Raw genomic sequence first — 18,920 nt, 5'->3', positions numbered from 1 at the left:
TCGGCGCGGGAACTGCGCCGTGGTCGCGGAGTTCGCCCAATTCGAAAGATGGAGATCATCATGAGTAAATCGGCAGAGAACGGTCGCGGCGGACTGGCGGCAATGCAGACGCCGCCCGTGGTGTCGCGGGAGGCGTGGGAGGCGGCGCGCCTGGAGATGCTGGTGAAGGAAAAGGCGCAGCTGCGAGCGCGGGACGCATTGGCCGCCGAACGGCGGCGGATGCCGTGGATGGTAGTCGAGAAGGCCTATGTCTTCGAGGGACCAAACGGCAAGGCGAGCCTGCTCGATCTGTTCGAAGGCCGCCGGCAGCTGATCGTCTACCGCGCGTTCTTCGAGCCTGGCGTGTTCGGCTGGCCGGATCACGCCTGCCGCGGTTGCTCACTCGGCGCCGATCAGGTCGGCCATCTCTCGCATCTGAACCAACGCGACACCACGCTGGCCTACGCCTCGCGCGCACCCCAGGCCGACATCGCGCGGCTGAAGGCGCGGATGGAGTGGGAGATGCCGTGGTACACGATCACCGATAGCTTTGATGCCGACTTCGGCGTCGCCGAATGGCACGGCCACAACGTGTTCGTCCGCGACGGCGAGCGAATCTTCCGCACCTATCTCGTCAACAGCCGCGGCGATGAGGCGATGGGTACGGTGTGGAGCTATCTCGACATCACGCCGTTCGGCCGCCAGGAGCTCTGGGAGGACTCGCCGAGGGGTTATCCGCAGGGCCCGACCTACAAATGGTGGAACTGGCACGACAACTACGAGGCCGAGGCCGCGCCGAACGCCAAGTGGGCGGCCGTGACCGACGCCGGCGAGGCCGCGTTCCGCAAGATCGCGGAACAGGAACGCAAGGCCACTTGACGGGGGCGGAGCAGGGAGGACGCGCGCTGCGCCCTCCCTGGAGCTCTAGCGGCCGTCGTGCTTTGTGCCCGCGAGCGCCTTCAGCGCCAACAGCGTCTGCCGCAGCCCGCGGTCGAGGCGCTTGTCGCGGCGGATCACGACCGCGAGCCGGCGGTGGAGCTTTGGCGACAGCGACCGGACGATCAGGTCGCGCTGCTTGGTGTTGGCAGGCACCGCCATGCCGGGCAGGATCGCGCAGCCGAGGCCGGCGCGCACCATCTCCTTGATCGCCTCGACGCTGCCGAGCGACATCAACGGTTTCAGCGACACGCCGCCGCGCGCCAGCCACTCGTCCGCGGTACGCCTTGTGTTACCGCCGGGCTCGAACAGCAGAACCGGCCTGGTCGCCAGCACCTCCGGCGTGATCCGCGCCGGCAGCTTCATGTCGTGCGGCGCGATCAGCACGAACGCGTCGTTCATGACGGGGGTGATCTCAAAACTGCGCCCCGACACCGGCAAGGTGACAAGTCCGATGTCGATCGTGTTGTCCTCAATTGCTCGCGCGATCTCCACGGTGTTGCCGGTCGTGACCGTGATCTCGAGCGAGGGCAGTGCGGTCCGCAGGTCTTTCAGGATCGGCGGCAGCAGGAAGATGCAGGCGGTCGCACCGGTGCCGAGCCGCACGCGGCCCGCCGTTCCCGCCGTCTGCTGCGCAACGGCGTCGACCGCCGATGTCACCGCCGCACTGATCTGCTGCGCGTGCGAGAGCAAGGCGACGCCGGCGGCCGTCGGCCTCGCCCGTCGTCCGACCCGCTCGATCAGGGTCGCATTCAGGCTCTTCTCGAGCTGGCGCACCTGCAGGCTCACCGCGGGTTGAGTCAGCTGCAGCCGCTCGGCCGCGGCCGAGAAGCTGCCGCACTCGATCACGACGGCGAAGCTTTCGAGATAGTCGAGGTTGAGATTCTTCATCAAAGCATCTCTTATGCTGCGTATAACCAATCAAAGCTTCACTTATATAACGCCGAGGCGCATGCTCGGGCAATCTTGACGGCTCGGGTGAGACAGAATGGCGACAGGCAACAACGACGTTGTGGTGCGCGACGCAGCGGACGACGATATGGCCGACGTGCAGGGCATCTACGCCCATCACGTGCTTAACGGACTGGCGACCTTCGAGGAGCTGCCGCCGACGCTGGACGAGATGCGCAGCCGGCGGAACGCGGTGGTGGCGGCGGGACTGCCGTATCTCGTGGCTGTAGTTGATGGCCGGGTGGCCGGCTATTGCTATGCGACCGCGTACCGGCCCCGGCCGGCCTATCGCCACACCATCGAGGACTCGGTCTACGTGTCCAACGGGCTGCACGGCCGCGGCATCGGCATGGCGCTGCTTCAGGGCTTGATCGTGCGCGCCGAAGCGGGGCCGTGGCGGCAGATGCTGGCCGTGATCGGCAACAGCGGCAACGCCGGGTCGATCGCGCTGCACCGTCGCATGGGCTTCGAGATGGTCGGGACGCTGCGATCGGTCGGCTTCAAGCTCGGGCAATGGGTCGACACCGTGCTGATGCAGCGGCCGCTTGGGCCGGGCGCCTCCACGCTTCCGGCGGAGAGGGAATTGCCACGGTGATCGCCCGCCGCGTCGTGGCCGCGCTCGGGTTGGCTCAACTGATCTCGTGGGGCGCGACCTACTATCTGATCGGCGGCTTCGGCGAGCAGATATCAGCGGATCTCGGCTGGGGGCGCGACATCGTCTACGGCGGATTCGCCGCGGCGCTGCTGGTGATGGGCGTGGCGTCACCGCTTGCGGGGAGATGGGTGGATGGCCGTGGCGGCCGCGAGGTCATGGTCGCAGGTGCTGTGATCAACGCGCTCGGCTGCGCCGGTCTCGCGGTCTCGCACCAGATATCGACCTACTTCGCATCCTGGATCGTGCTCGGGCTCGGCATGCGGTTGACGCTGTACGATGCGGCGTTTGCGGCGCTGGCCCGGATCGGCGGACCGGAGGCGCGCCGCGCGATGTCCGGGATCACCCTGCTCGGCGGGTTGGCGGCAACAGTGTTCTGGCCGCTCGGATACACGCTCTCGGAGCAGTTCGGCTGGCGCATCGCAGTGCTGGTCTATGCCGCTCTTACACTGCTGACGATCCCGCTGCATCTGCTGATCCCGAACAGGCGGTTTGCCGTCGTGTCGGGTTCGGCGGCGCCGGCATCCAAGCAACCGCGCGCCGTCAGCCGCCGGCAGCTTGCGGCGGCCGGCGGGCTCTATGCCGTGATCATGACCGGCGCGAATTTCCTCAACGCCGGCCTGTCCGCGCATATGATCGCGGTGCTCGCCGGGCTCGGGCTCACCGTCACCGTGGCGGTATGGATCGCAACGCTCCGGGGCATTGGGCAATCCGCCGCGCGGCTCTGCGAGGTCCTGTTCGGTGCACGGCTCGATCCGCTCGCGCTCAATCTGATCGCCTGCCTGATCATGCCGCTGTCGTTCATCGCCGGCCTGTTCAGCGGAACGGCGAAGGAGATGGGGATCGCCTTCGCTCTGCTCTACGGCGCCTGCAACGGCATTCTGACCATCACCCGGGGAGCGCTGCCGCTGATCCTGTTCGATCATCGCAGCTACGGCACGCTGGTCGGCCGGCTCATCGTTCCGAGCTTCATCCTGCCTGCGGCTGCGCCGCTGGTCTATGCAATCGTGATCGACCGGTACGGCGATGCCAGCGCGCTCTATCTCTCCACCGGCCTTGCCGTGACGACGTTGCTCGCGGCTGCGATGTTGAAGGTGTTGTTCCCCAGAACTTCTTGAGCTCAAGGACTCGCTGAGGTGAGCGGCGCAAGTTATCCTGCTTCAAAACCAGATATGGGAGAAGAACAACATGGTGCCGTCGACCAAGACCCGCGTTGCTACGCTAGCCCTTGCCGCGCTGCTGTCCTGTGCCGGAGTGGGACATGCGCGCGCCGAGCAGCCGGGCGATCGAACGGTTGCGCTGCTCAAGAAACTGATCTCCTTCGATACTTCAAACGGTCCAGGCGATACGCGGGCGCTCGCCGAGTATTTGAAGTCGCAATTCGCGCCGCTCGGCGCCGAGGTGGACATCTTCGTCGCCCCGAACGGCAAGGCCGCACATTTCATCGCGCGGCTGCGCGGTGACGGTTCGCGGAAACCGGTGCTGCTGGCGGCACATGCCGATGTCGTTCCGGTCGAGCGCGAGAAATGGACCGTGGAGCCGTTCGCCGGCATCGAGAAGGACGGCTTCGTCTATGGGCGCGGCGCGATGGACTTCAAGGGCGGGCTCGCCGTCTTCGCCAGCGCGGTGATGCGGCTCGCCGAGGAGAAGACGCCGCTGTCGCGCGACGTGATCTTCCTCGCCGAAGCCGACGAGGAGCAGGGCCAGTACAGCACGGTGTGGCTGGCGAAGGATCATTGGGACAAGATCGACGCGGAGTTCGCGCTGAACGAAGGCGGCTATGTGTTGCGCGACGGCTCGGTGCGTCAGATCAATGTCACGACGGCGGAGAAGCTCTCGGCGACGTTCGCGTTGAAGGCGACCGGTCCGTCCGGTCATTCCTCACGACCGTTCCCGGCGGGCGCGATGGCCAATGATCGTCTGATTGCGGCGCTGGCGAAGCTCGCGGTGCATGATCCGGCGGTCAAGCTGGTGCCGGCGACCGAAGCCTATTTCAAGGCGTTGCTTCCGATCAGTTCGGAACAGACGGCAGCCGATATCAAGCAGCTATTGGCAGCGAAGAATCAGGGCGATCTCGACGCGGCTGGCAAGAAGCTGGTTGCCGACAATCCCAAGGACAGCCTGCTGCTGCACGCGCTGCTGCGCGATACCATGGTGATCACGATGATCGATGCCGGCATCAAGCCCAACGTCATCCCCGGCGACGCCAAGGCGGTCGTGAACACGCGGCTGCTGCCCGGCACCACCACGGATCAGATGATCGAGGAAATCAAGCGTGCGATCGGCGATCCCGGCATCGAAGTCAGCATCGTGACGTCGTTGTCGCAGCAGGACGCGCGGAACGCCTACCTGACGCGCTCCAAGATCCCGGCGTCACCCATCAATACCGAGCTCTATGCGGCGCTGGATCGCAACGCGAAGCGGCTCTGGAAGGACGCCGTCCTGGTACCGACGATGTTCGAAGCGGGGACTGACGCCATCGCCTGGCGCGAGCGCAACGTGCCGGTCTACGGCATCTATCCCTATCCGCTCGACGACGACATCCTGAGCCGAATGCATGGCAACGACGAAAGGATCGGCGTCGAGGCCATCAAGCAGGGGGCCGAGTGGGTCTACACCACGCTTCGCGAAGTCGCGAAGAAATAGAGCTCATTCCGAGAGGTATTTGCCGAGGAAGTCACGCTTGCCGAGCGCCACGCCGCGATGCCGCAGGATGGCGTAGGCGGTCGTGACGTGGAAGAACAGGCTCGGCAGCGCGAAGCCGTAGAGATAGCGCGCTGCCGGCATCGGCGGGACGCCGAACGGCAAGGTGATCGTGCGTTCCGCCGCTTGCTCGAAGGCCCGAACCGGCACCGTGTCGATGTAGTCGCGCGTTCGCGAGATCCGGGCGTAGGCCCCGGCGAGGCTCTGTTCGTCGTCTGCAAAGGGCGGCGGCTGGAGGCCGGCGAGCCGCCCGGCGGCGCCCTTGGCATGGTCGCTGGCCCGTTGCACCTGACCGACCAGCGCCAGCATGTCGGGCGCCAGCCGTGCCGCGAGCATGGCATCGGGATCGAGACCGCGTTCGCGGGCGTGGGCCTCGCCCTTGCGCAGGAGATCGGCAAGCGCGTCGAGCATCTGCCGGAACACCGGCACCGAGGCGTCGTACAATGGTGCGGTCATGGGTACTCTCCAATTCGTCATGTCCGGTGTGGGGCAAGCCAGTTGGTCACCGGAAGCTCCGGCACGATGCCGCGGCGCGTCGCAACCGTCCAATCGCCGTCGTAATAGTGCGTGAGGATATGGTCGTAGCACAGCGTGGCACCGACGCCGGGAAGGGCGTGGAAGCGCTTCAACAGGCCCGGCAGATGCGGATAGTCGACGAGCCGCCTGCGGCTTGCGCGGAACAGCGGATTGTACACGGCGTCGAAGCGCACCAGCGTCGCGTAGACCAGGACATCGGCCAGCGTTGGCCGTTCGCCGAGGCAGAATCGGCGGCCATCGCTCAGCCGGTCGTCAAGCTCGTCGAGAAAGCCGAATAGCTGATCCATCGCCGCGGTGTATTCGCCTTGATGCCTCGCGCCGGCCACCGCGTAGACGCCGACCGACAGACGGCGTGCGATCTCGCCGTTCAGATCGTCCATCGCGGGCTTCAGCTCGGCAGGGCAGAGATCGAGACCGCGATCGCCGGTGATCGCATCGGATGCGTCGTTCAGCATTCCCGCGATCTCGAGCGATTCATTGTTGACGATGCGGTGGGAGCGGCGATCCCACAGCACCGGCACGGTGACTTTGCCGGTATAGTCCGGTGCGGAAGCGCGATAGGCCTCGTGCAGATGCTGGAAGCCGTTGCCCGCATTGTCGATGGTCGACAGGGGCGTGTCCGCAAAGCTCCAGCCGTCGGGCGTGTCCCAATGCGGATGCAGGACGGAGAGGCCGACGCAGTTCTCCAGTTGCTTGAGCGCACGCACGATCAGGACCCGGTGCGAGAATGGGCAGGCCGGCGACGCATAGAGGTGATAGCGCCCGGGCTCGGCGCGGAAACCTGACGCGCTGTCTGCGCTGATGCGGTCGCGAAAGCGGCCGGCATGGATCGTCTGTTGCGCCTTGAGTTCGGGCGTCGGATCGATATCGCCGCGCCAGAGACCGTTGATCATGAGCTTCATGGCAATCACCGTTGGTCGCGGCGATCTCAGCTCGCCGCCGGCTCGCGCGGCAGCCACAGCGACAGCCAGCCGCCGAGTGCCAGCAGCGCGACATTGCAGCCGAGCGCGATCGTGAAGGCGTGCGCGTAGTCTTCGGCCTGCGGATGCGGCCCGAGCAGGCTGTAGAAGACGCCGCCGATGATGGCGACGCCGAGTGCGGCGCCGATCTGGAAGGTCGAGATCATCATGCCCGATGCCAGCCCGGCGTGACGCGGATCGATGCTGCCGATCACGGCCTTGATGACCGAAGGCATCACGGTGCCGAAGCCGAGCCCGGCGCAGATCAGGCCGAATTCAGCGCTTTGTGGCAGCGCGCCACTGACCGACAGCATCACGACACCGAAGCCGATGACCTGGAGCGCGAAGCCCAGTGTCAGCGTGCGCGCACCGAGCCATTGCATCACCAGCGACGACACCAGCGAACTCACGAAGAAGCCGGTGGCGAAGGGCAGGGTGGCGAGGCCGGCCGCCAGCGGTGAAAAATGCAGCCCGCTTTGTAGGTAGACCGCAAAGGTGAGGTAGAACGACGACAGCATGTAGAAGGCGAGCGCCATCACCAGCCCGATGACGAAATCGCTGTTGCGCAGCAGATGCAGCGCGACCAGCGGGTCGCCGCCGCGCCTTGCGAGGCGCGCCTCGAAGCGGACGAAGGCGGCGAGCATCAGCGGAGAGGCCAGCAGCATCGCGACGACCCAGGCCGGCCAGCCGGATTCCCGCCCTTCGATCAGCGGATAGACCAGCAAGCCCAGCGTCAGCGACAGCAGGATGACGCCGCCGATGTCGAGCCGCTGCGCATGCTCGGCACGCGAGTCGGTCAGAAACAGCAATCCGCCGATGAAAGCTGCGATGCCGATCGGCACGTTGATGAGGAAGATCGCCTGCCAGGCCAGTCCGAACGGATGGGTCGAGACCAGGACGCCGCCGAGCACCTGGCCGCTGATGTTGGCGAGACCGAACGTCGCGCCGTAGAAGCCGAGCGCGCGGCCCTGTTCGGCCGTCGGAAACAGCACGCGGATCGAGGCGAGCACCTGCGGCGCCATGGCGGTTGCGGTGAGGCCTTGCAGGATCCGCCCGGCGAGCAGCACGTCCGGCGACCATGCGATGCCGCACAGCACTGACGCGATCGTGAAGCCGGCGACGCCGATCAGGAACATGCGCCGCCGGCCGAGCAGGTCGCCGAGCCGGCCGCCCGTGATCAGGAACACCGCATAGGTCGCAGCATAGGCCGAGATCACGAACTGCACTTCGCTCGGGGTGGCGCCGAGATCGTCGCGAATGGCCGGCAGGGCGAGGTTGACGACGTTGAAGTCGAGGATCGGCAGGAACGCGCCGGTAAGAAGCACGGGCAGCGCCAGCCACCGCCGCGGGTCGACCGCTGCCGGTCTCGTGTCGTGCAATTGCAACGTCTCGGTGGTCTCGCTTGTCACCTGCCAGCTCCTCTGCGTTGCCTGCGCGGCACGCGAGGTGCGCCTGTCGGTCGTACTTTTCGAGAAGATGGCCTGTCGGTTTGTGATAAGGTATTCGCGAACTTTGCTAATTGAGTTTGCAAAAATGAACAGTCCGCTCGACTGGAATGATCTCCGCCTCGTCCTCGCGGTTGCGCGGGAGGGCAGCCTCTCCGGGGCGGCGCGCAAGCTGGGCGTCACGCATTCGACCGTGTTTCGCCGCCTCGGCACGATCGAAACAGCGATCGGAACGCGGCTGTTCGAGCGTTTCCGCGACGGCTACGCGCCAACCCCGGCCGGCGAGACCGCGGCGGCGTCGGCAGCCCGGCTCGAGGATGAAGTGCTCACGCTCGAGCGCAAGTTGGCGGGACAGGACCTCAGGCCGTCAGGCTTGGTCCGGATCACGACGACGGATACGCTCGGTAGCGTGCTGATGCGGCATCTGCCCGCGATGCGCGCTGCGCATCCGGATATCCAGCCGGAAATCATCATCTCCAATGCGATGGCGAACCTGACGCGCCGGGAGGCCGAGATCGCGATCCGGCCGACACCTGCGCCGTCCGAGTTGCTGGTCGGGCGGCGCGTTGCTGATATTGCCCATGCGGTCTACGGATCGCGGGCCTATCTCGCGCGGCGCAATGACAAGGATCTGTCCGCATACGACTGGGTCGGGCTCGACGATGTGCTGGCGGGAACCGTGATTGCCGGCTGGATGCGCGACAACCTGCGCTCGGCGCGTTTCGCCTGCCGCGTCGATGCGCTTCCGGCGCTGTGCGATGCCGCGGCCGCGGGATTGGGGCTTGCGTTGCTTCCGTGCTATGTCGGCGATCTCGCGCCGGCGCTGCGCCGCCTCACGCCGAAGGCGCTCGCCGAGCCGCGATCGGCGCTGTGGCTGTTGACGCATGACGATCTCAAGCGCACCGCGCGCATTCGCGCCACGCTCGATTTCCTGGCCAAGGCGCTCGCGTCGGAGCGCGCGCTGTTCGAGGGTAGACGAGCCGGTCGCGCGCGGCGATAGCGGGCGGGGCACGCAAGCGATCAGGATCCCGCCGCTTCGGTGACGATGCGGAGATCCCTTGCCGGGCGATCTACGGGCAGACGGTGATGCTCGCGGAAGGCATTTGCCAATGTTTTCAGCGTCGCGCGCGACTTCGCGTCCGACAATTTCGACAGCAGCATGATCTCGGACGGCGGCAGCGCGGGGAGGCCGAACTTCTCGGTCACCTCGACGGCGCCCGGCGGAACGACCCGGCGCGAGAACACTGAGATCGCAAGGCCTGCCGAGACGGCCTCGGCGACTGCGAAGGCTCCGCAGCCCAGGAAGGTTTCGGTCCACGGCAGCCCCGCGGTATCGAGCGCGTGCGTGGCGGTGTTGAGGATGCCGCAAGACGGTGAGGAGGCCGCCAATCGAAATGGCTCGCCGGTGCGATGGACAAAGTTCGGTGTGGCAAACCAGCCGAAATGATCGGGTCCGAGAACCTCGCCGTCGCGCCGGTCGTCATCCCGGAACACGATCACTGCGTCGATCGTCCCGCGATCGAAGGCCTCCAGCAAGTCACGGGCATCGTCGAGCCGTACCTCGATCGTCAGTGCCGGATCATGCGCATTGAGCCGCGCCAGCAAGGTCGGAAGCTCGGGCGCGCCGACATGGGTCGCGATCCCCAATGAGAAACGGCGTCGAACCGACGACAGCCCGGCGACCGCGCGATCGTGTGCGGCAAGGAAGGCGCGCGCGGACTCCAGGAACACCGCGCCCTGCGCCGACAGGCGCACCAGCCGCGGCGTCCGCTCGACCAGCTTCTGCCCGACCCGGTGTTCCAACCGTTTAAGCTTCACGCTGATCGCACCCTGCGTGGTGCCAAGCGCGTCGGCGGCACGCGTGAAGCTCTTGAGATCTGCGATGGTCACGAAGGCCTTCACGGCATCGACGTCGAGCGTGGTCATGTCAGTCATCCGGAATTGTTGTCTCTGAAATATCTAGTCATCCAATTCACCAATGCTCAAGTCGTGACTAGCTTTCTGCTGTGAAGCGCCGTGGCCACCCGATTCCCGCCGCTGCTGCCTCAATACATCGTGAGTCGAAGGGCCGACGCTGCTGCCAGCACCCTGGCAACAGCGTGCGGTATGCCGTTGGCTTGCCACAACAAAAGGCCTGATCATGTCCACTGAACTGAGTCGCCGCGGCGCCGTCGTGTTGTCTGCCGTATGTCTTGCCTGCCTGATGTTTGGATTGGAGATATCCAGCATTCCGGCGATCCTGCCGACGCTCGAGCAGGTGTTGCATGCCGACTTCAAAGCGCTGCAATGGATCATGAACGCCTACACCATCGCGGTGACCACGGTGCTGATGGCGATCGGGACGGTGGCGGACCGCTACGGGCGCAAGCGCATCTTCCTGGTCGCGATCGCGGCGTTCGGCATCACCTCGCTGATCTGCGGCGTCGCCTCGAGCGTCGAAATGCTGATTATCGCCCGGTTGCTGCAAGGGCTGAGCGGCGGCGCGCTGCTGATCTGCCAGATCGCCGTGCTCTCGCACGAATTCCAGGGCGGCCGGGTGCGCGCCGTCGCCTGGGGCTGGTGGGGCGTGATCTTCGGCATCGGTCTCGGCTTCGGCCCGATCATCGGTGGCGCCGTGGTCGCGGTCCTGAGCTGGGAATGGGTATTCCTGGTCCACGTGCTGTTCGCAGCCGTCGCCTTCGTGCTCACGATCGGCGGCGTCCATGAATCCAAGGACCCGAAGGCGAGCAGCCTCGATGTCGCCGGCATCGTGACCATGTCGCTCGCGGTGTTCTGCCTTGCGTTCTACATCACGCAGGGGCCGGATCTCGGTTTCGCCAGCCCGAAGGGGCTCGCGATCCTCGGCGTCTCCGCGCTGAGCTTCATCGCGTTCCTCGTTGCCGAGAGAATCAGCCGGCGGCCGATGTTCGACTTCTCGGTGTTTCGGATCCCGGCGTTCTCCGGCTCGATCGTCGGCTCGGCCGCGATGAACCTCAGCTACTGGCCGTTCATGATCTATCTGCCGATCTGGTTTCACGCCGGCCTCGGCTATGACAGCGTGTCCGCCGGCCTTGCGCTGCTCGCCTACACGCTGCCGACGCTGGTGATGCCGCCCTTCGCCGAGCGTCTGTCGCTGCGCTACCAGCCGGGGCTGATCATTCCGGCCGGCCTGTTCACCATCGGCATCGGCTTCATGCTGATGAAGTTCGGCAGCGCCGCCGCGCAGCCCGATTGGCTGACCATGCTTCCGGGCTGTTTGATCGCCGGCATTGGCCTCGGCATCACCAACACGCCGGTCACCAACACGACGACGGGCTCGGTGTCGAGCGACCGCGCCGGCATGGCCTCCGGCATCGACATGAGCGCGCGGATGGTCTCGCTGTCGGTCAACATCGCCTTGATGGGTTTCATCCTGGCGAGCGGCGTGCTGGCCCATCTGAAGGCGGTGCTGCCTGCGCTCGACGGCGCGCAACTCCGCAGCCTCGCGGAACGGATAGCTTCCGGCGATGCCGCGTCCGCGCCGGAGCTGACTGGCCCCGCCGTGCATCAGGCGCTTGCGAGCGGCTTTGGCTGGGTGATGCTCTATGGCGGCATCGGCGTCTGGATCATGGCCGCGGTCAGCTTCCTGATCTTCAACGCGCGACCGGTCCGGCAGGCCGAAGTTCAGTGCACCAAGTGAACCTGATGTCGCCGCGCTCGCCCCGGAATCGGGCGGGCAGGCGGCATCGGTCACTTCACGAGGGTCAGCAGCGGCTTGTCCTTCTCGACGATATAGGTCGCAAGCTCGCTGGCGGTGACATTGCCGGCGTTCCTTGCTGCATGGACCGTGCCTGCGGGAATGAACAGCACGTCGCCCGCCTTCAGCGTTGCCGGTGGTCTGCCATCGACATCGTATTCGAGCGTCCCGGCCAGCACATAGATGATCTCTTCGCCGGGATGGGTATGGCGGCCGAAGGCCTTGCCGGGCGCGATGTCGACACGCACCTGGACGGCTTCACGTCCGGGAGCGCTGAGGTCGTGGCGCTGCAGGTCGGTTCGCGTGATGCCGGCCGGCTGCTGCGCCTGGGCCGTCGGGATCGTCAGGAAACTTCCGGCGATCAGGGCCGCTCTCGCGAGCAGGCGCGTCGCCGTCATCAGCTTGCTGGTCATCTTGAACTCCTGGGTTTGTCGTCTGACTTGTCCGACCGCGAACCGGCAAACGGCCGGTCCGCGTCGGAGGTCGTCATGCGATCGTCTCAAACAAGGGTGGTGGTGACGTCGATGTTGCCGTGGACTGCCTTGGAGTAGGGGCAAATGCCGTGCGCGGCTTCGATCAACTGCTGCGCAACTTCGCGCTCGACGCCGGGAACGTGGACGTTGAGGCGTGCGGTCAGGAAGAAGGCGCTGCCGGCCTGGTTCAGATCGATCTCGGCGTCGACCTCGGGCTCGCTCGCGAGCTTGACCTTGCGCTGTCCGGCGGCGAGCTGGATCGCGCCGATGTAGCAGGCCGACCAGGCGGCGGCGAACAGGTTTTCGGCGGCCGGGTGCGGCTGCGGCAGCTTGACGTCGAGGAAGCCGTCGCGCGAACGGGCGGCGCCGTTCGGGCCGGCGGTGACGTGGGTCTTTCCGGTGACGAGAACCTTTGCATTGGCGGTCATGGCGCGCTCCTTTTGAATATAGATCGTATCCGATCTAATCGGATGCGAGTTGAAATAGATCTCGCATTGGCCGGCGTCAAGCACTTCCGATTTAATCGGATGCGATTATATTGGGCGGGACATCACAAACTCCGGAGAGCCTGTGACCCGCACCGCCAAGGCCGAGACCAAAGGCCGAAAACTCTCGAATTTTCTGTGCTTTGCGGTCTATTCGGCCAATCTGGCCTTTGGCCGCGCCTACAAGCCGATTCTCGACGCGGTCGGCCTGACCTACACCCAGTACATCGCCATGATCGCGCTGTCTGAGGCCGACGAGCAGACCGTCAGCGCGCTCGGCGAGAAGCTGTTCCTGGAATCCAACACGCTGACGCCGATCCTCAAGAAGCTGGAGCAGAGCGGCTACATCAGCCGCGTCCGCGATCCCGCCGATGAGCGGCAGGTGCGGGTCAGCCTGACGGCATCGGGCCGGCGCCTGCTCGACAAGGAGATCAACGCGTCGCTGGTCGACGCCACCGGGCTCGGCGACGAATTTCCGATCGTGCAAAAGAGCGTGGTCAGGCTGCGCGATAATCTGCTGCACCATACGCGCGGCGATTCGAAGAAGGGCTGATGCTGCGGCAGCGGCGAGCTCCGCGTCGCGCTGCCGGACCAAATTGTAACGCGCTGTATCCACGCCGCGTCGTTCCGCATTTTCGCCACGGCGCAACCGGCAACTCCGCCTCGCTTCGGGGTGACGCGGAGGAGAGTCCGGCTTGCGCAGAAAGTTGCCATTCGTCTGCGGGATGATCGCGGCGGCGAGTTTGTCTTGTACTGCAATGCCGCTTGCGGTGGCGCAACCGGCTTCACCGGATCAAGCACAGCGTTCGCCGCGCGCGGGCGGTGATCGCTCGCCGGCGATCGCGGCCGAGATCTGGGACGCCAATCATGATGGCGTCTACACCTGCGACGAATGGAAGGCCTATCTCGGGCGGCTGTTCGATCGCGCCGACCACAACCACGATGGAAATCTGACACCTGCGGAGTTCGAGGGCGTTCGTCGCGCCGGCAGCGCGCTCGCCGACGCGGATTTCGGCTATTTCGACGAGAACCAGGACGGCAAGATTACCCGCCGCGAGTTCGTCGAGAAGCCGAACGAGTTCATCTTGCAGAACGACAAGAACGGCGACTGCCGCGTCACGCCGGAGGAGCTCAAGGGGTCGACGACCGAGGAGAAGAAACCGGGCGGCAGGGGCAAGCGATCCTGAGTTCGATCTAGCCGGACACGAGCTCCGGAAGCGTGGGGCGAGCCGGACTTGCCCCGCTTCGATCTGATCCAAGATGTACGGCGCCCGGCAGTTTGATCCGGACAAGCAGGCCGTGCGGTACATTGTCGTGCAAGGAAAGCTCGCCGCCATGGCCGCATACCATGGCCTGGGCGATCGACAGGCCGAGTCCGAAGCCGCTTTTCTCGTCCATGGTGCGGGCCTCATCGCCGCGGACGAAAGGCTTCAACATCTCGGCCCGGCGATGCTCCGGAATCCCCGGGCCGTCGTCCGATACGTCGATGGTGGCGCGATCGGCGGATGCGGTCAGCCGGATATCGACCTCGCTGCCGAACCGCAGGGCATTTTCCACGAGGTTCGTCACGGTCCGGCTGATATCGCTGGGGCGGATCAACAGCGAAGCCCTGAGCGCGCCATGGTAGCGCACGACATGGCCGCAATCGGAGAACTGCTCGGCGATCGTCTGCAGCAGCGCGGCCACGTTCACAAGGGTCGGCTTCGCCGCGCTGCCGCCGCTCAGGAATGACAGCACCGATTCCAGCATGGCCTGCATCTGGTCGAGGTCGTGCAGGGTCTCCGCGCGCTGGGCGTCGTTCTCGATGTATTCGGATCTGAGCCGCAGCCGGGTGATCGGCGTTCGCAAATCGTGGCTGATTGCGGCGAGCATGCGCGTGCGGTCATTCATCAGGGTGGTGATGCGTTCGCGCATCCGGTTGAGCGCGACCGCCGCGGCGCGAATTTCCTGCGGGCCGGTCTCGGCAAGCGGAGCGGCCGCCTGGCTGATGCTGAAATTCTCGGCGGCGCGGGCAAATGCCGAGAGCGGAGCACTGAGCGCGCGGCCGGCCCAGATGCCGAGCAGTGTGACGCTGACGAACAGGAACAGGAATGTGCTCAGCCAGAAGGCGCCGAAGAATGGCGGGATCTTCGCCGGGCCGATGGTCGCCTCGAGCAGGGCGCCATCCGGTAGGCGCACCACCGCCGGCGCGGTCTTCGTTGAAAACTCGAGGTCGACATCGTCCATGCCTGATACTCCGGACGACGCATCGTCAGGCACGGCGGGACCTGCGTCGCGCAGTGCGAAATGCAGCCGGGGAAACGCCCGATCGGCAGCCTGCAACAGCGTTGCGCGCTCGGCCGCAGGGGTCTCGGCCAAAAGCTTCGCGACCAGCTGGAACTGATGGATCGGTCTGTCCGCGAACGATTTCGGTTTCTGGCTGGTGAAATAAAGCCCGATCAGCGCGTGGATCAGCACCAGCGACAGCAGGATCAGCGCGGCGATCTGGCCGCTGATCCGGCGGAAGCTGAACAGCGCGGCAATCCTGCGGGTCCAGCTCATGCGTCCTCCACATGCGGCGTGAAGATGTAGCCGCCGGTGCGCACCGTCCTGATTACCGACGGTCCTTCGCCGCCATCGAGCTTGCGGCGAAGCCGGCTGACGAGCACGTCGATGCTGCGCCCGAACGGGCTGGCCGGCCGGCTGCGCGTCATGGTCAGGAGGCCGTCCCGCGTCAGGATCCGGCCGGGCCGCTCGCAGAACGCCTGCAGCAGGTCGAACTCTGCGCTGGTCAGCGGGACCTGGGCGCCGTCGGGATCGCGCAGCTCGCGCAGGCGGAGATCGATGGTCCAATCCTGGAAGCGCAGGCGCGCGGCGCTCTGGCCGGCGCGTCCGGCAAGACCGGCCTGGGTCTGGCGGCGCAGCACCGCGTTGATCCGCGCCAGCAGCTCGCGCGGGTTGAAGGGTTTGGCGAGATAGTCATCGGCCCCCATCTCGAGCCCGAGGATCCGGTCGAGGTCTTCGCCCTTCGCCGTGAGCATGATGATGGGAATCGTCGAGTCGCCGCGAAGGCGCCGACATAAGGTCAATCCATCTTCTCCCGGCAGCATCAGGTCGAGCACGACGAGATCGAGAGAGTGTCCGGCAAGGTAACGATCCATTTCCTTGCCGTTCGAGGCCGTGGCCACCAGGCACGATTGGTCGCGCAGGTAACGGGCAATCAAGTCTCTGGTCGGCAGATCGTCCTCGACGACCAGGATTTTTGGCGTATGTGCGAGCATGGTTTGCGACTGGGCCTCGTCTTCAGGTCATTTGCGCGCATTGCAGCGCGCTGGCTTGGCCACCAATCGACCAGCATGCGCATCGCTTGTGGGCGGCATTGCGCCTTTTCGTCAGCATAGTGTTTCTGAACTGTAAGCGGCGCGCGCGGCCGGAAACAAAGCCGGGGCGGCGGCTGCGTCGTACAGCGCTCACAGTCCCCAATCACTGGAAATAATCCCGCAATCCGGCAGCCACACCGCAGCCATCACCGTCCCGGCACAACGGGCGACTGGTTCGCGAGGTGTGGAATGAAGATGTGGCGGGGCTTGGTCGCGGCGCTTGTGCTGACGGGATTTTCGATCCCGGGGACGTCGGTGAACCGGCCAGTGACTTGGCCGGTGACTTGGCTGTTGTTGGCACCGGCGGCTGCCCAATCGGTCGATGCGATCGCGATCGAGGGCAACCGGCGGGTCGAGGCGGAGACCATCCGCTCCTATTTCAGGCCGGGGCCGGGCGGCCATCTCGATCAGGCCGCGATCGATGATGGACTCAAGGAACTGGTCAGCACCGGATTGTTCCAGGACGTCAAGATCAATCATGCCGGCGGCCGGGTCGTCGTCTCGGTCGTCGAGAACCCGGTGATCGACCGCGTCGCGTTCGAGGGCAACAAGAAGATCAAGGACGAGCAACTCTCGGCCGAGGTGCAGTCCAAGCCGCGAGGCACGCTGTCGCGGCCGATGGTGCAGTCGGACGCGCTGCGGATCGCGGAGATCTATCGTCACTCCGGCCGCTACGATGTGCGCGTCACGCCCGAGATCATCGAGCGCTCGAACAACCGCGTCGACCTCGTCTTCACCGTCGACGAGGGCGCCAAGACCGGCGTCAAGACCATTGAGTTCATTGGAAACAACAGCTTCACGGCGGCGCGCCTGAAGGACGTGATCAAGACCCATGAGACGAACTTCCTGAGCTTTCTCGGGAGCGCCAACATCTATGATCCCGACCGCGTCGAGGCCGACCGCGACCTGATCCGCCGCTTCTACCTGAAGCACGGCTATGCGGACGTGCAGGTGGTGGCCGCGCTTGCCGAATATGACCGCGAGAGCAAGGGCTTTCAGGTCACGTTCAAGATCGATGAGGGACAGCAGTACCGTGTTGCGACGGTGAGCTTCCGCTCAAGCATCGCGGGCTTCGATCCCAGCATCCTGCGCTCGCTGTCGCGGGTCAGTGAAGGCTCGCTCTACAATGTCGAGGCGATCGAGAAGTCGGTCGAGGACATGCAGATCGAAGCGTCCCGCCGCGGCTACGCTTTCGCGGTGGTCCGTCCGGACGGCGAGCGGAATTTCGAGGCCCACACCGTCGGGATCATGTTCCGCGTGGAGGAGGGGCCGCGCACCTATATCGAGCGGATCGACATCCGCGGCAACGGCCGCACCCGCGATTACGTGATCCGGCGCGAGTTCGATCTCTCCGAGGGCGATGCGTATAACCGTGCGCTGGTCGATCGCGCCGAACGGCGGCTGAAGAATCTGGACTACTTCAAGACGGTCAAGATCACCACCGAGCCCGGCTCATCGGGCGATCGCGTCGTCCTGATCGTCGATCTGGAGGAGAAGTCGACCGGCGACTTCTCGGTCTCGGGAGGATATTCCACGACCGACGGTGCGCTCGCCGAGGTCAGCGTCTCCGAACGCAACCTGCTGGGACGTGGGCTGTTCGCGAAGGCAACCGTCAGTTACGGCCAGTACTCGCGCGGCCTGTCGCTCTCCTTTGTCGAGCCGTATCTGCTCGACTACCGCGTCGCGCTGGGGCTCGATGCGTATTACAAGGAGCAGCTGCCGACGACCTACACGACCTATGGCGTGAAGACGATCGGGTTCGCGCCGCGGCTGGGTCTCGCCTTGCGCGAGGATCTGACCCTTCAGCTGAGATACTCGCTCTATCAGCAGGAAATCTCGCTCGATAGCGCCTATAACAATTGCAACAACAACCCGTCCAATCCGTCGCTCGCGTTCAATCCGACGCCCGCCTACATTCAGAGTGTGCTCGGCGGTGTCGATCCGACCAACTCGGCCTCATCGGGGCTTTATGGATATGGTTGTTACGGCGACGGCGAATCCACTCTGCCCGTGCGCAGGGAGCTGGCGGCGGGCGCGACCTGGACCTCGGCGATCGGCTACACGCTGACCTACAACACGCTCGACAACAACAAGAACCCGACCGACGGCCTGCTGATCGACTTCAAGCAGGATTTTGCCGGCGTCGGCGGCGATGTGACGTATCTCAAGAGCGCGGTCGACGCGAAATACTACACGCCGCTGGTGTCCGACCTGATCGGGTTGATCCACCTGCAGGGCGGCCTGCTCACCAAGGTCGGCGATAATGATCTGCGTATGCTGGATCATTTCCAGATGGGGCCGAACCTCGTGCGCGGCTTTGCCACCAACGGCATCGGGCCGCGTGACATTACGTACGCGAGTTTCGGCGCAGTCGGCGATGCGCTCGGCGGCACTAAATATTGGGGTGCCTCGATGGAGCTGCAGATGCCGTTCTGGTTCCTGCCCTCCGAGGTCGGGCTGAAGGGAGCGGTCTATGCGGACGCCGGCTCATTGTGGGGTTATCAAGGCCCGACGTCATGGGCCGCGACCGGCGAAGTGAATACGGCCGCCTGCAAATGCGGTCTCCAATACGACGATGAGAATGTCGTGCGAACCTCGGTGGGTGTCGGCCTGATCTGGGCCTCGCCGTTCGGGCCGCTGCGCTTCGACTACGCGGTGCCGATCACCAAGGGCAAATACGACATCGTGCAGGAGTTCAGGTTCGGCGGCGGGACGTCGTTCTGAGA

Annotated in this window: 18 protein-coding genes; 9 read left to right on the top strand and 9 right to left on the bottom strand. The window is 65.3% G+C overall.

The features are described from left to right. Positions 1-60: 60 nt before the first annotated feature. On the top strand, positions 61-858 hold the full coding sequence (locus CO675_RS13180) for a DUF899 domain-containing protein (protein WP_097672657.1): 798 nt from the start codon (positions 61-63) through the stop codon (positions 856-858). 45 nt (positions 859-903) lie between these two features. Here CO675_RS13180 and CO675_RS13175 read toward each other — a convergent pair whose 3' ends face one another. Beyond that, entirely contained in the window at positions 904-1,806 is a 903-nt protein-coding gene (locus CO675_RS13175) for a LysR family transcriptional regulator (protein ID WP_097672338.1), read from the bottom strand. A gap of 97 nt (positions 1,807-1,903) precedes the next feature. On the opposite strand from CO675_RS13175, the gene CO675_RS13170 reads away from it, so the two are divergent. The 3 genes from CO675_RS13170 (at position 1,904) to CO675_RS13160 (ending at position 5,164) form a co-directional block, all read left to right on the top strand. Next, entirely contained in the window at positions 1,904-2,461 is a 558-nt protein-coding gene (locus tag CO675_RS13170; protein WP_097672337.1) for a GNAT family N-acetyltransferase, read from the top strand. Then, positions 2,458-3,636, top strand: a complete 1,179-nt coding sequence (locus CO675_RS13165) for an MFS transporter (RefSeq protein WP_097672336.1) — start codon at positions 2,458-2,460, stop codon at positions 3,634-3,636. The genes CO675_RS13170 and CO675_RS13165 overlap by 4 nt, the downstream gene beginning before the upstream one ends. A gap of 70 nt (positions 3,637-3,706) precedes the next feature. After that, positions 3,707-5,164 carry a M20/M25/M40 family metallo-hydrolase gene (locus CO675_RS13160; protein WP_097672335.1) on the top strand — a complete coding sequence of 486 codons (1,458 nt, stop codon included), beginning with the start codon at positions 3,707-3,709 and terminating at the stop codon, positions 5,162-5,164. 3 nt (positions 5,165-5,167) lie between these two features. Here the strand turns inward: CO675_RS13160 and CO675_RS13155 are convergent, their stop codons facing one another. Genes CO675_RS13155 through CO675_RS13145 form a run of 3 tightly spaced genes read right to left on the bottom strand, consistent with a single transcriptional unit; the run spans position 5,168 to position 8,126 of the window. Continuing rightward, complete coding sequence (locus CO675_RS13155) at positions 5,168-5,677, bottom strand: DUF1993 domain-containing protein (RefSeq protein ID WP_097672334.1); 510 nt, start codon at positions 5,675-5,677, stop codon at positions 5,168-5,170. Between the two features lie 17 nt (positions 5,678-5,694). Continuing rightward, complete coding sequence (locus CO675_RS13150) at positions 5,695-6,660, bottom strand: glutathione S-transferase C-terminal domain-containing protein (protein WP_097672333.1); 966 nt, start codon at positions 6,658-6,660, stop codon at positions 5,695-5,697. Positions 6,661-6,686: 26 nt separating this feature from the next. After that, the gene (locus CO675_RS13145) at positions 6,687-8,126 is read right to left on the bottom strand and encodes an MFS transporter (protein ID WP_097672332.1); all 1,440 of its coding nucleotides are present in this window, start codon (positions 8,124-8,126) and stop codon (positions 6,687-6,689) included. Between the two features lie 124 nt (positions 8,127-8,250). On the opposite strand from CO675_RS13145, the gene CO675_RS13140 reads away from it, so the two are divergent. Further along, a complete protein-coding gene (locus CO675_RS13140; RefSeq protein WP_097672331.1) occupies positions 8,251-9,162 on the top strand; it encodes a LysR family transcriptional regulator in 912 nt (303 codons plus the stop codon). Between the two features lie 20 nt (positions 9,163-9,182). Here CO675_RS13140 and CO675_RS13135 read toward each other — a convergent pair whose 3' ends face one another. After that, complete coding sequence (locus CO675_RS13135) at positions 9,183-10,088, bottom strand: LysR family transcriptional regulator (protein WP_198964591.1); 906 nt, start codon at positions 10,086-10,088, stop codon at positions 9,183-9,185. Positions 10,089-10,302: 214 nt separating this feature from the next. Between CO675_RS13135 and CO675_RS13130 the strand changes: the two genes are divergently transcribed. After that, complete coding sequence (locus CO675_RS13130) at positions 10,303-11,820, top strand: MFS transporter (RefSeq protein WP_097672329.1); 1,518 nt, start codon at positions 10,303-10,305, stop codon at positions 11,818-11,820. 50 nt (positions 11,821-11,870) lie between these two features. On the opposite strand, the gene CO675_RS13125 is transcribed toward CO675_RS13130, so the two are convergent. Both CO675_RS13125 and CO675_RS13120 read right to left on the bottom strand, forming a co-directional pair. Continuing rightward, positions 11,871-12,275, bottom strand: coding sequence for a cupin domain-containing protein (locus CO675_RS13125; RefSeq protein ID WP_198964604.1), 405 nt, complete (start codon positions 12,273-12,275; stop codon positions 11,871-11,873). A gap of 101 nt (positions 12,276-12,376) precedes the next feature. Beyond that, positions 12,377-12,778, bottom strand: coding sequence for an Ohr family peroxiredoxin (locus CO675_RS13120; RefSeq protein WP_198964590.1), 402 nt, complete (start codon positions 12,776-12,778; stop codon positions 12,377-12,379). A 142-nt stretch (positions 12,779-12,920) separates the two neighbouring features. Between CO675_RS13120 and CO675_RS13115 the strand changes: the two genes are divergently transcribed. Together CO675_RS13115 and CO675_RS13110 are read left to right on the top strand one after the other, a co-directional pair. After that, on the top strand, positions 12,921-13,388 hold the full coding sequence (locus CO675_RS13115; RefSeq protein ID WP_097672327.1) for a MarR family winged helix-turn-helix transcriptional regulator: 468 nt from the start codon (positions 12,921-12,923) through the stop codon (positions 13,386-13,388). 142 nt (positions 13,389-13,530) lie between these two features. Further along, on the top strand, positions 13,531-14,022 hold the full coding sequence (locus tag CO675_RS13110) for an EF-hand domain-containing protein (RefSeq protein WP_143278997.1): 492 nt from the start codon (positions 13,531-13,533) through the stop codon (positions 14,020-14,022). Between the two features lie 7 nt (positions 14,023-14,029). On the opposite strand, the gene CO675_RS13105 is transcribed toward CO675_RS13110, so the two are convergent. Continuing rightward, on the bottom strand, positions 14,030-15,376 hold the full coding sequence (locus CO675_RS13105) for an ATP-binding protein (protein ID WP_097672325.1): 1,347 nt from the start codon (positions 15,374-15,376) through the stop codon (positions 14,030-14,032). Next, positions 15,373-16,095, bottom strand: coding sequence for a response regulator (locus CO675_RS13100; protein WP_097672324.1), 723 nt, complete (start codon positions 16,093-16,095; stop codon positions 15,373-15,375). Before CO675_RS13100 ends, CO675_RS13105 begins: the two co-directional genes overlap by 4 nt. 288 nt (positions 16,096-16,383) lie before the next feature. Here CO675_RS13100 and bamA point away from each other — a divergent pair, with 288 nt between their 5' ends. Continuing rightward, a complete protein-coding gene (gene bamA, locus CO675_RS13095) occupies positions 16,384-18,918 on the top strand; it encodes an outer membrane protein assembly factor BamA (protein ID WP_097672323.1) in 2,535 nt (844 codons plus the stop codon). Positions 18,919-18,920: the final 2 nt, after the last annotated feature.

This window comes from Bradyrhizobium sp. C9 (genome assembly GCF_002532045.1).
Lineage (GTDB): Bacteria > Pseudomonadota > Alphaproteobacteria > Rhizobiales > Xanthobacteraceae > Bradyrhizobium.
Note: the sequence above shows the minus strand (reverse complement) of the source record. Positions and strands in the feature narration are given on the sequence as shown.

Coding starts and splice junctions, on each gene's coding strand:
- CO675_RS13130 (WP_097672329.1), top strand. CDS start 10,303: ATGTCCACTGAACTGAGTCGCCGCGGCGCCGTCGTGTTGTCTGCCGTA.
- CO675_RS13170 (WP_097672337.1), top strand. CDS start 1,904: ATGGCGACAGGCAACAACGACGTTGTGGTGCGCGACGCAGCGGACGAC.
- CO675_RS13150 (WP_097672333.1), bottom strand. CDS start 6,660: ATGAAGCTCATGATCAACGGTCTCTGGCGCGGCGATATCGATCCGACG.
- CO675_RS13100 (WP_097672324.1), bottom strand. CDS start 16,095: ATGCTCGCACATACGCCAAAAATCCTGGTCGTCGAGGACGATCTGCCG.
- CO675_RS13155 (WP_097672334.1), bottom strand. CDS start 5,677: ATGACCGCACCATTGTACGACGCCTCGGTGCCGGTGTTCCGGCAGATG.
- CO675_RS13175 (WP_097672338.1), bottom strand. CDS start 1,806: ATGAAGAATCTCAACCTCGACTATCTCGAAAGCTTCGCCGTCGTGATC.
- CO675_RS13135 (WP_198964591.1), bottom strand. CDS start 10,088: ATGACCACGCTCGACGTCGATGCCGTGAAGGCCTTCGTGACCATCGCA.
- bamA (WP_097672323.1), top strand. CDS start 16,384: ATGAAGATGTGGCGGGGCTTGGTCGCGGCGCTTGTGCTGACGGGATTT.
- CO675_RS13140 (WP_097672331.1), top strand. CDS start 8,251: ATGAACAGTCCGCTCGACTGGAATGATCTCCGCCTCGTCCTCGCGGTT.
- CO675_RS13120 (WP_198964590.1), bottom strand. CDS start 12,778: ATGACCGCCAATGCAAAGGTTCTCGTCACCGGAAAGACCCACGTCACC.
- CO675_RS13180 (WP_097672657.1), top strand. CDS start 61: ATGAGTAAATCGGCAGAGAACGGTCGCGGCGGACTGGCGGCAATGCAG.
- CO675_RS13160 (WP_097672335.1), top strand. CDS start 3,707: ATGGTGCCGTCGACCAAGACCCGCGTTGCTACGCTAGCCCTTGCCGCG.
- CO675_RS13125 (WP_198964604.1), bottom strand. CDS start 12,275: ATGACGGCGACGCGCCTGCTCGCGAGAGCGGCCCTGATCGCCGGAAGT.
- CO675_RS13105 (WP_097672325.1), bottom strand. CDS start 15,376: ATGAGCTGGACCCGCAGGATTGCCGCGCTGTTCAGCTTCCGCCGGATC.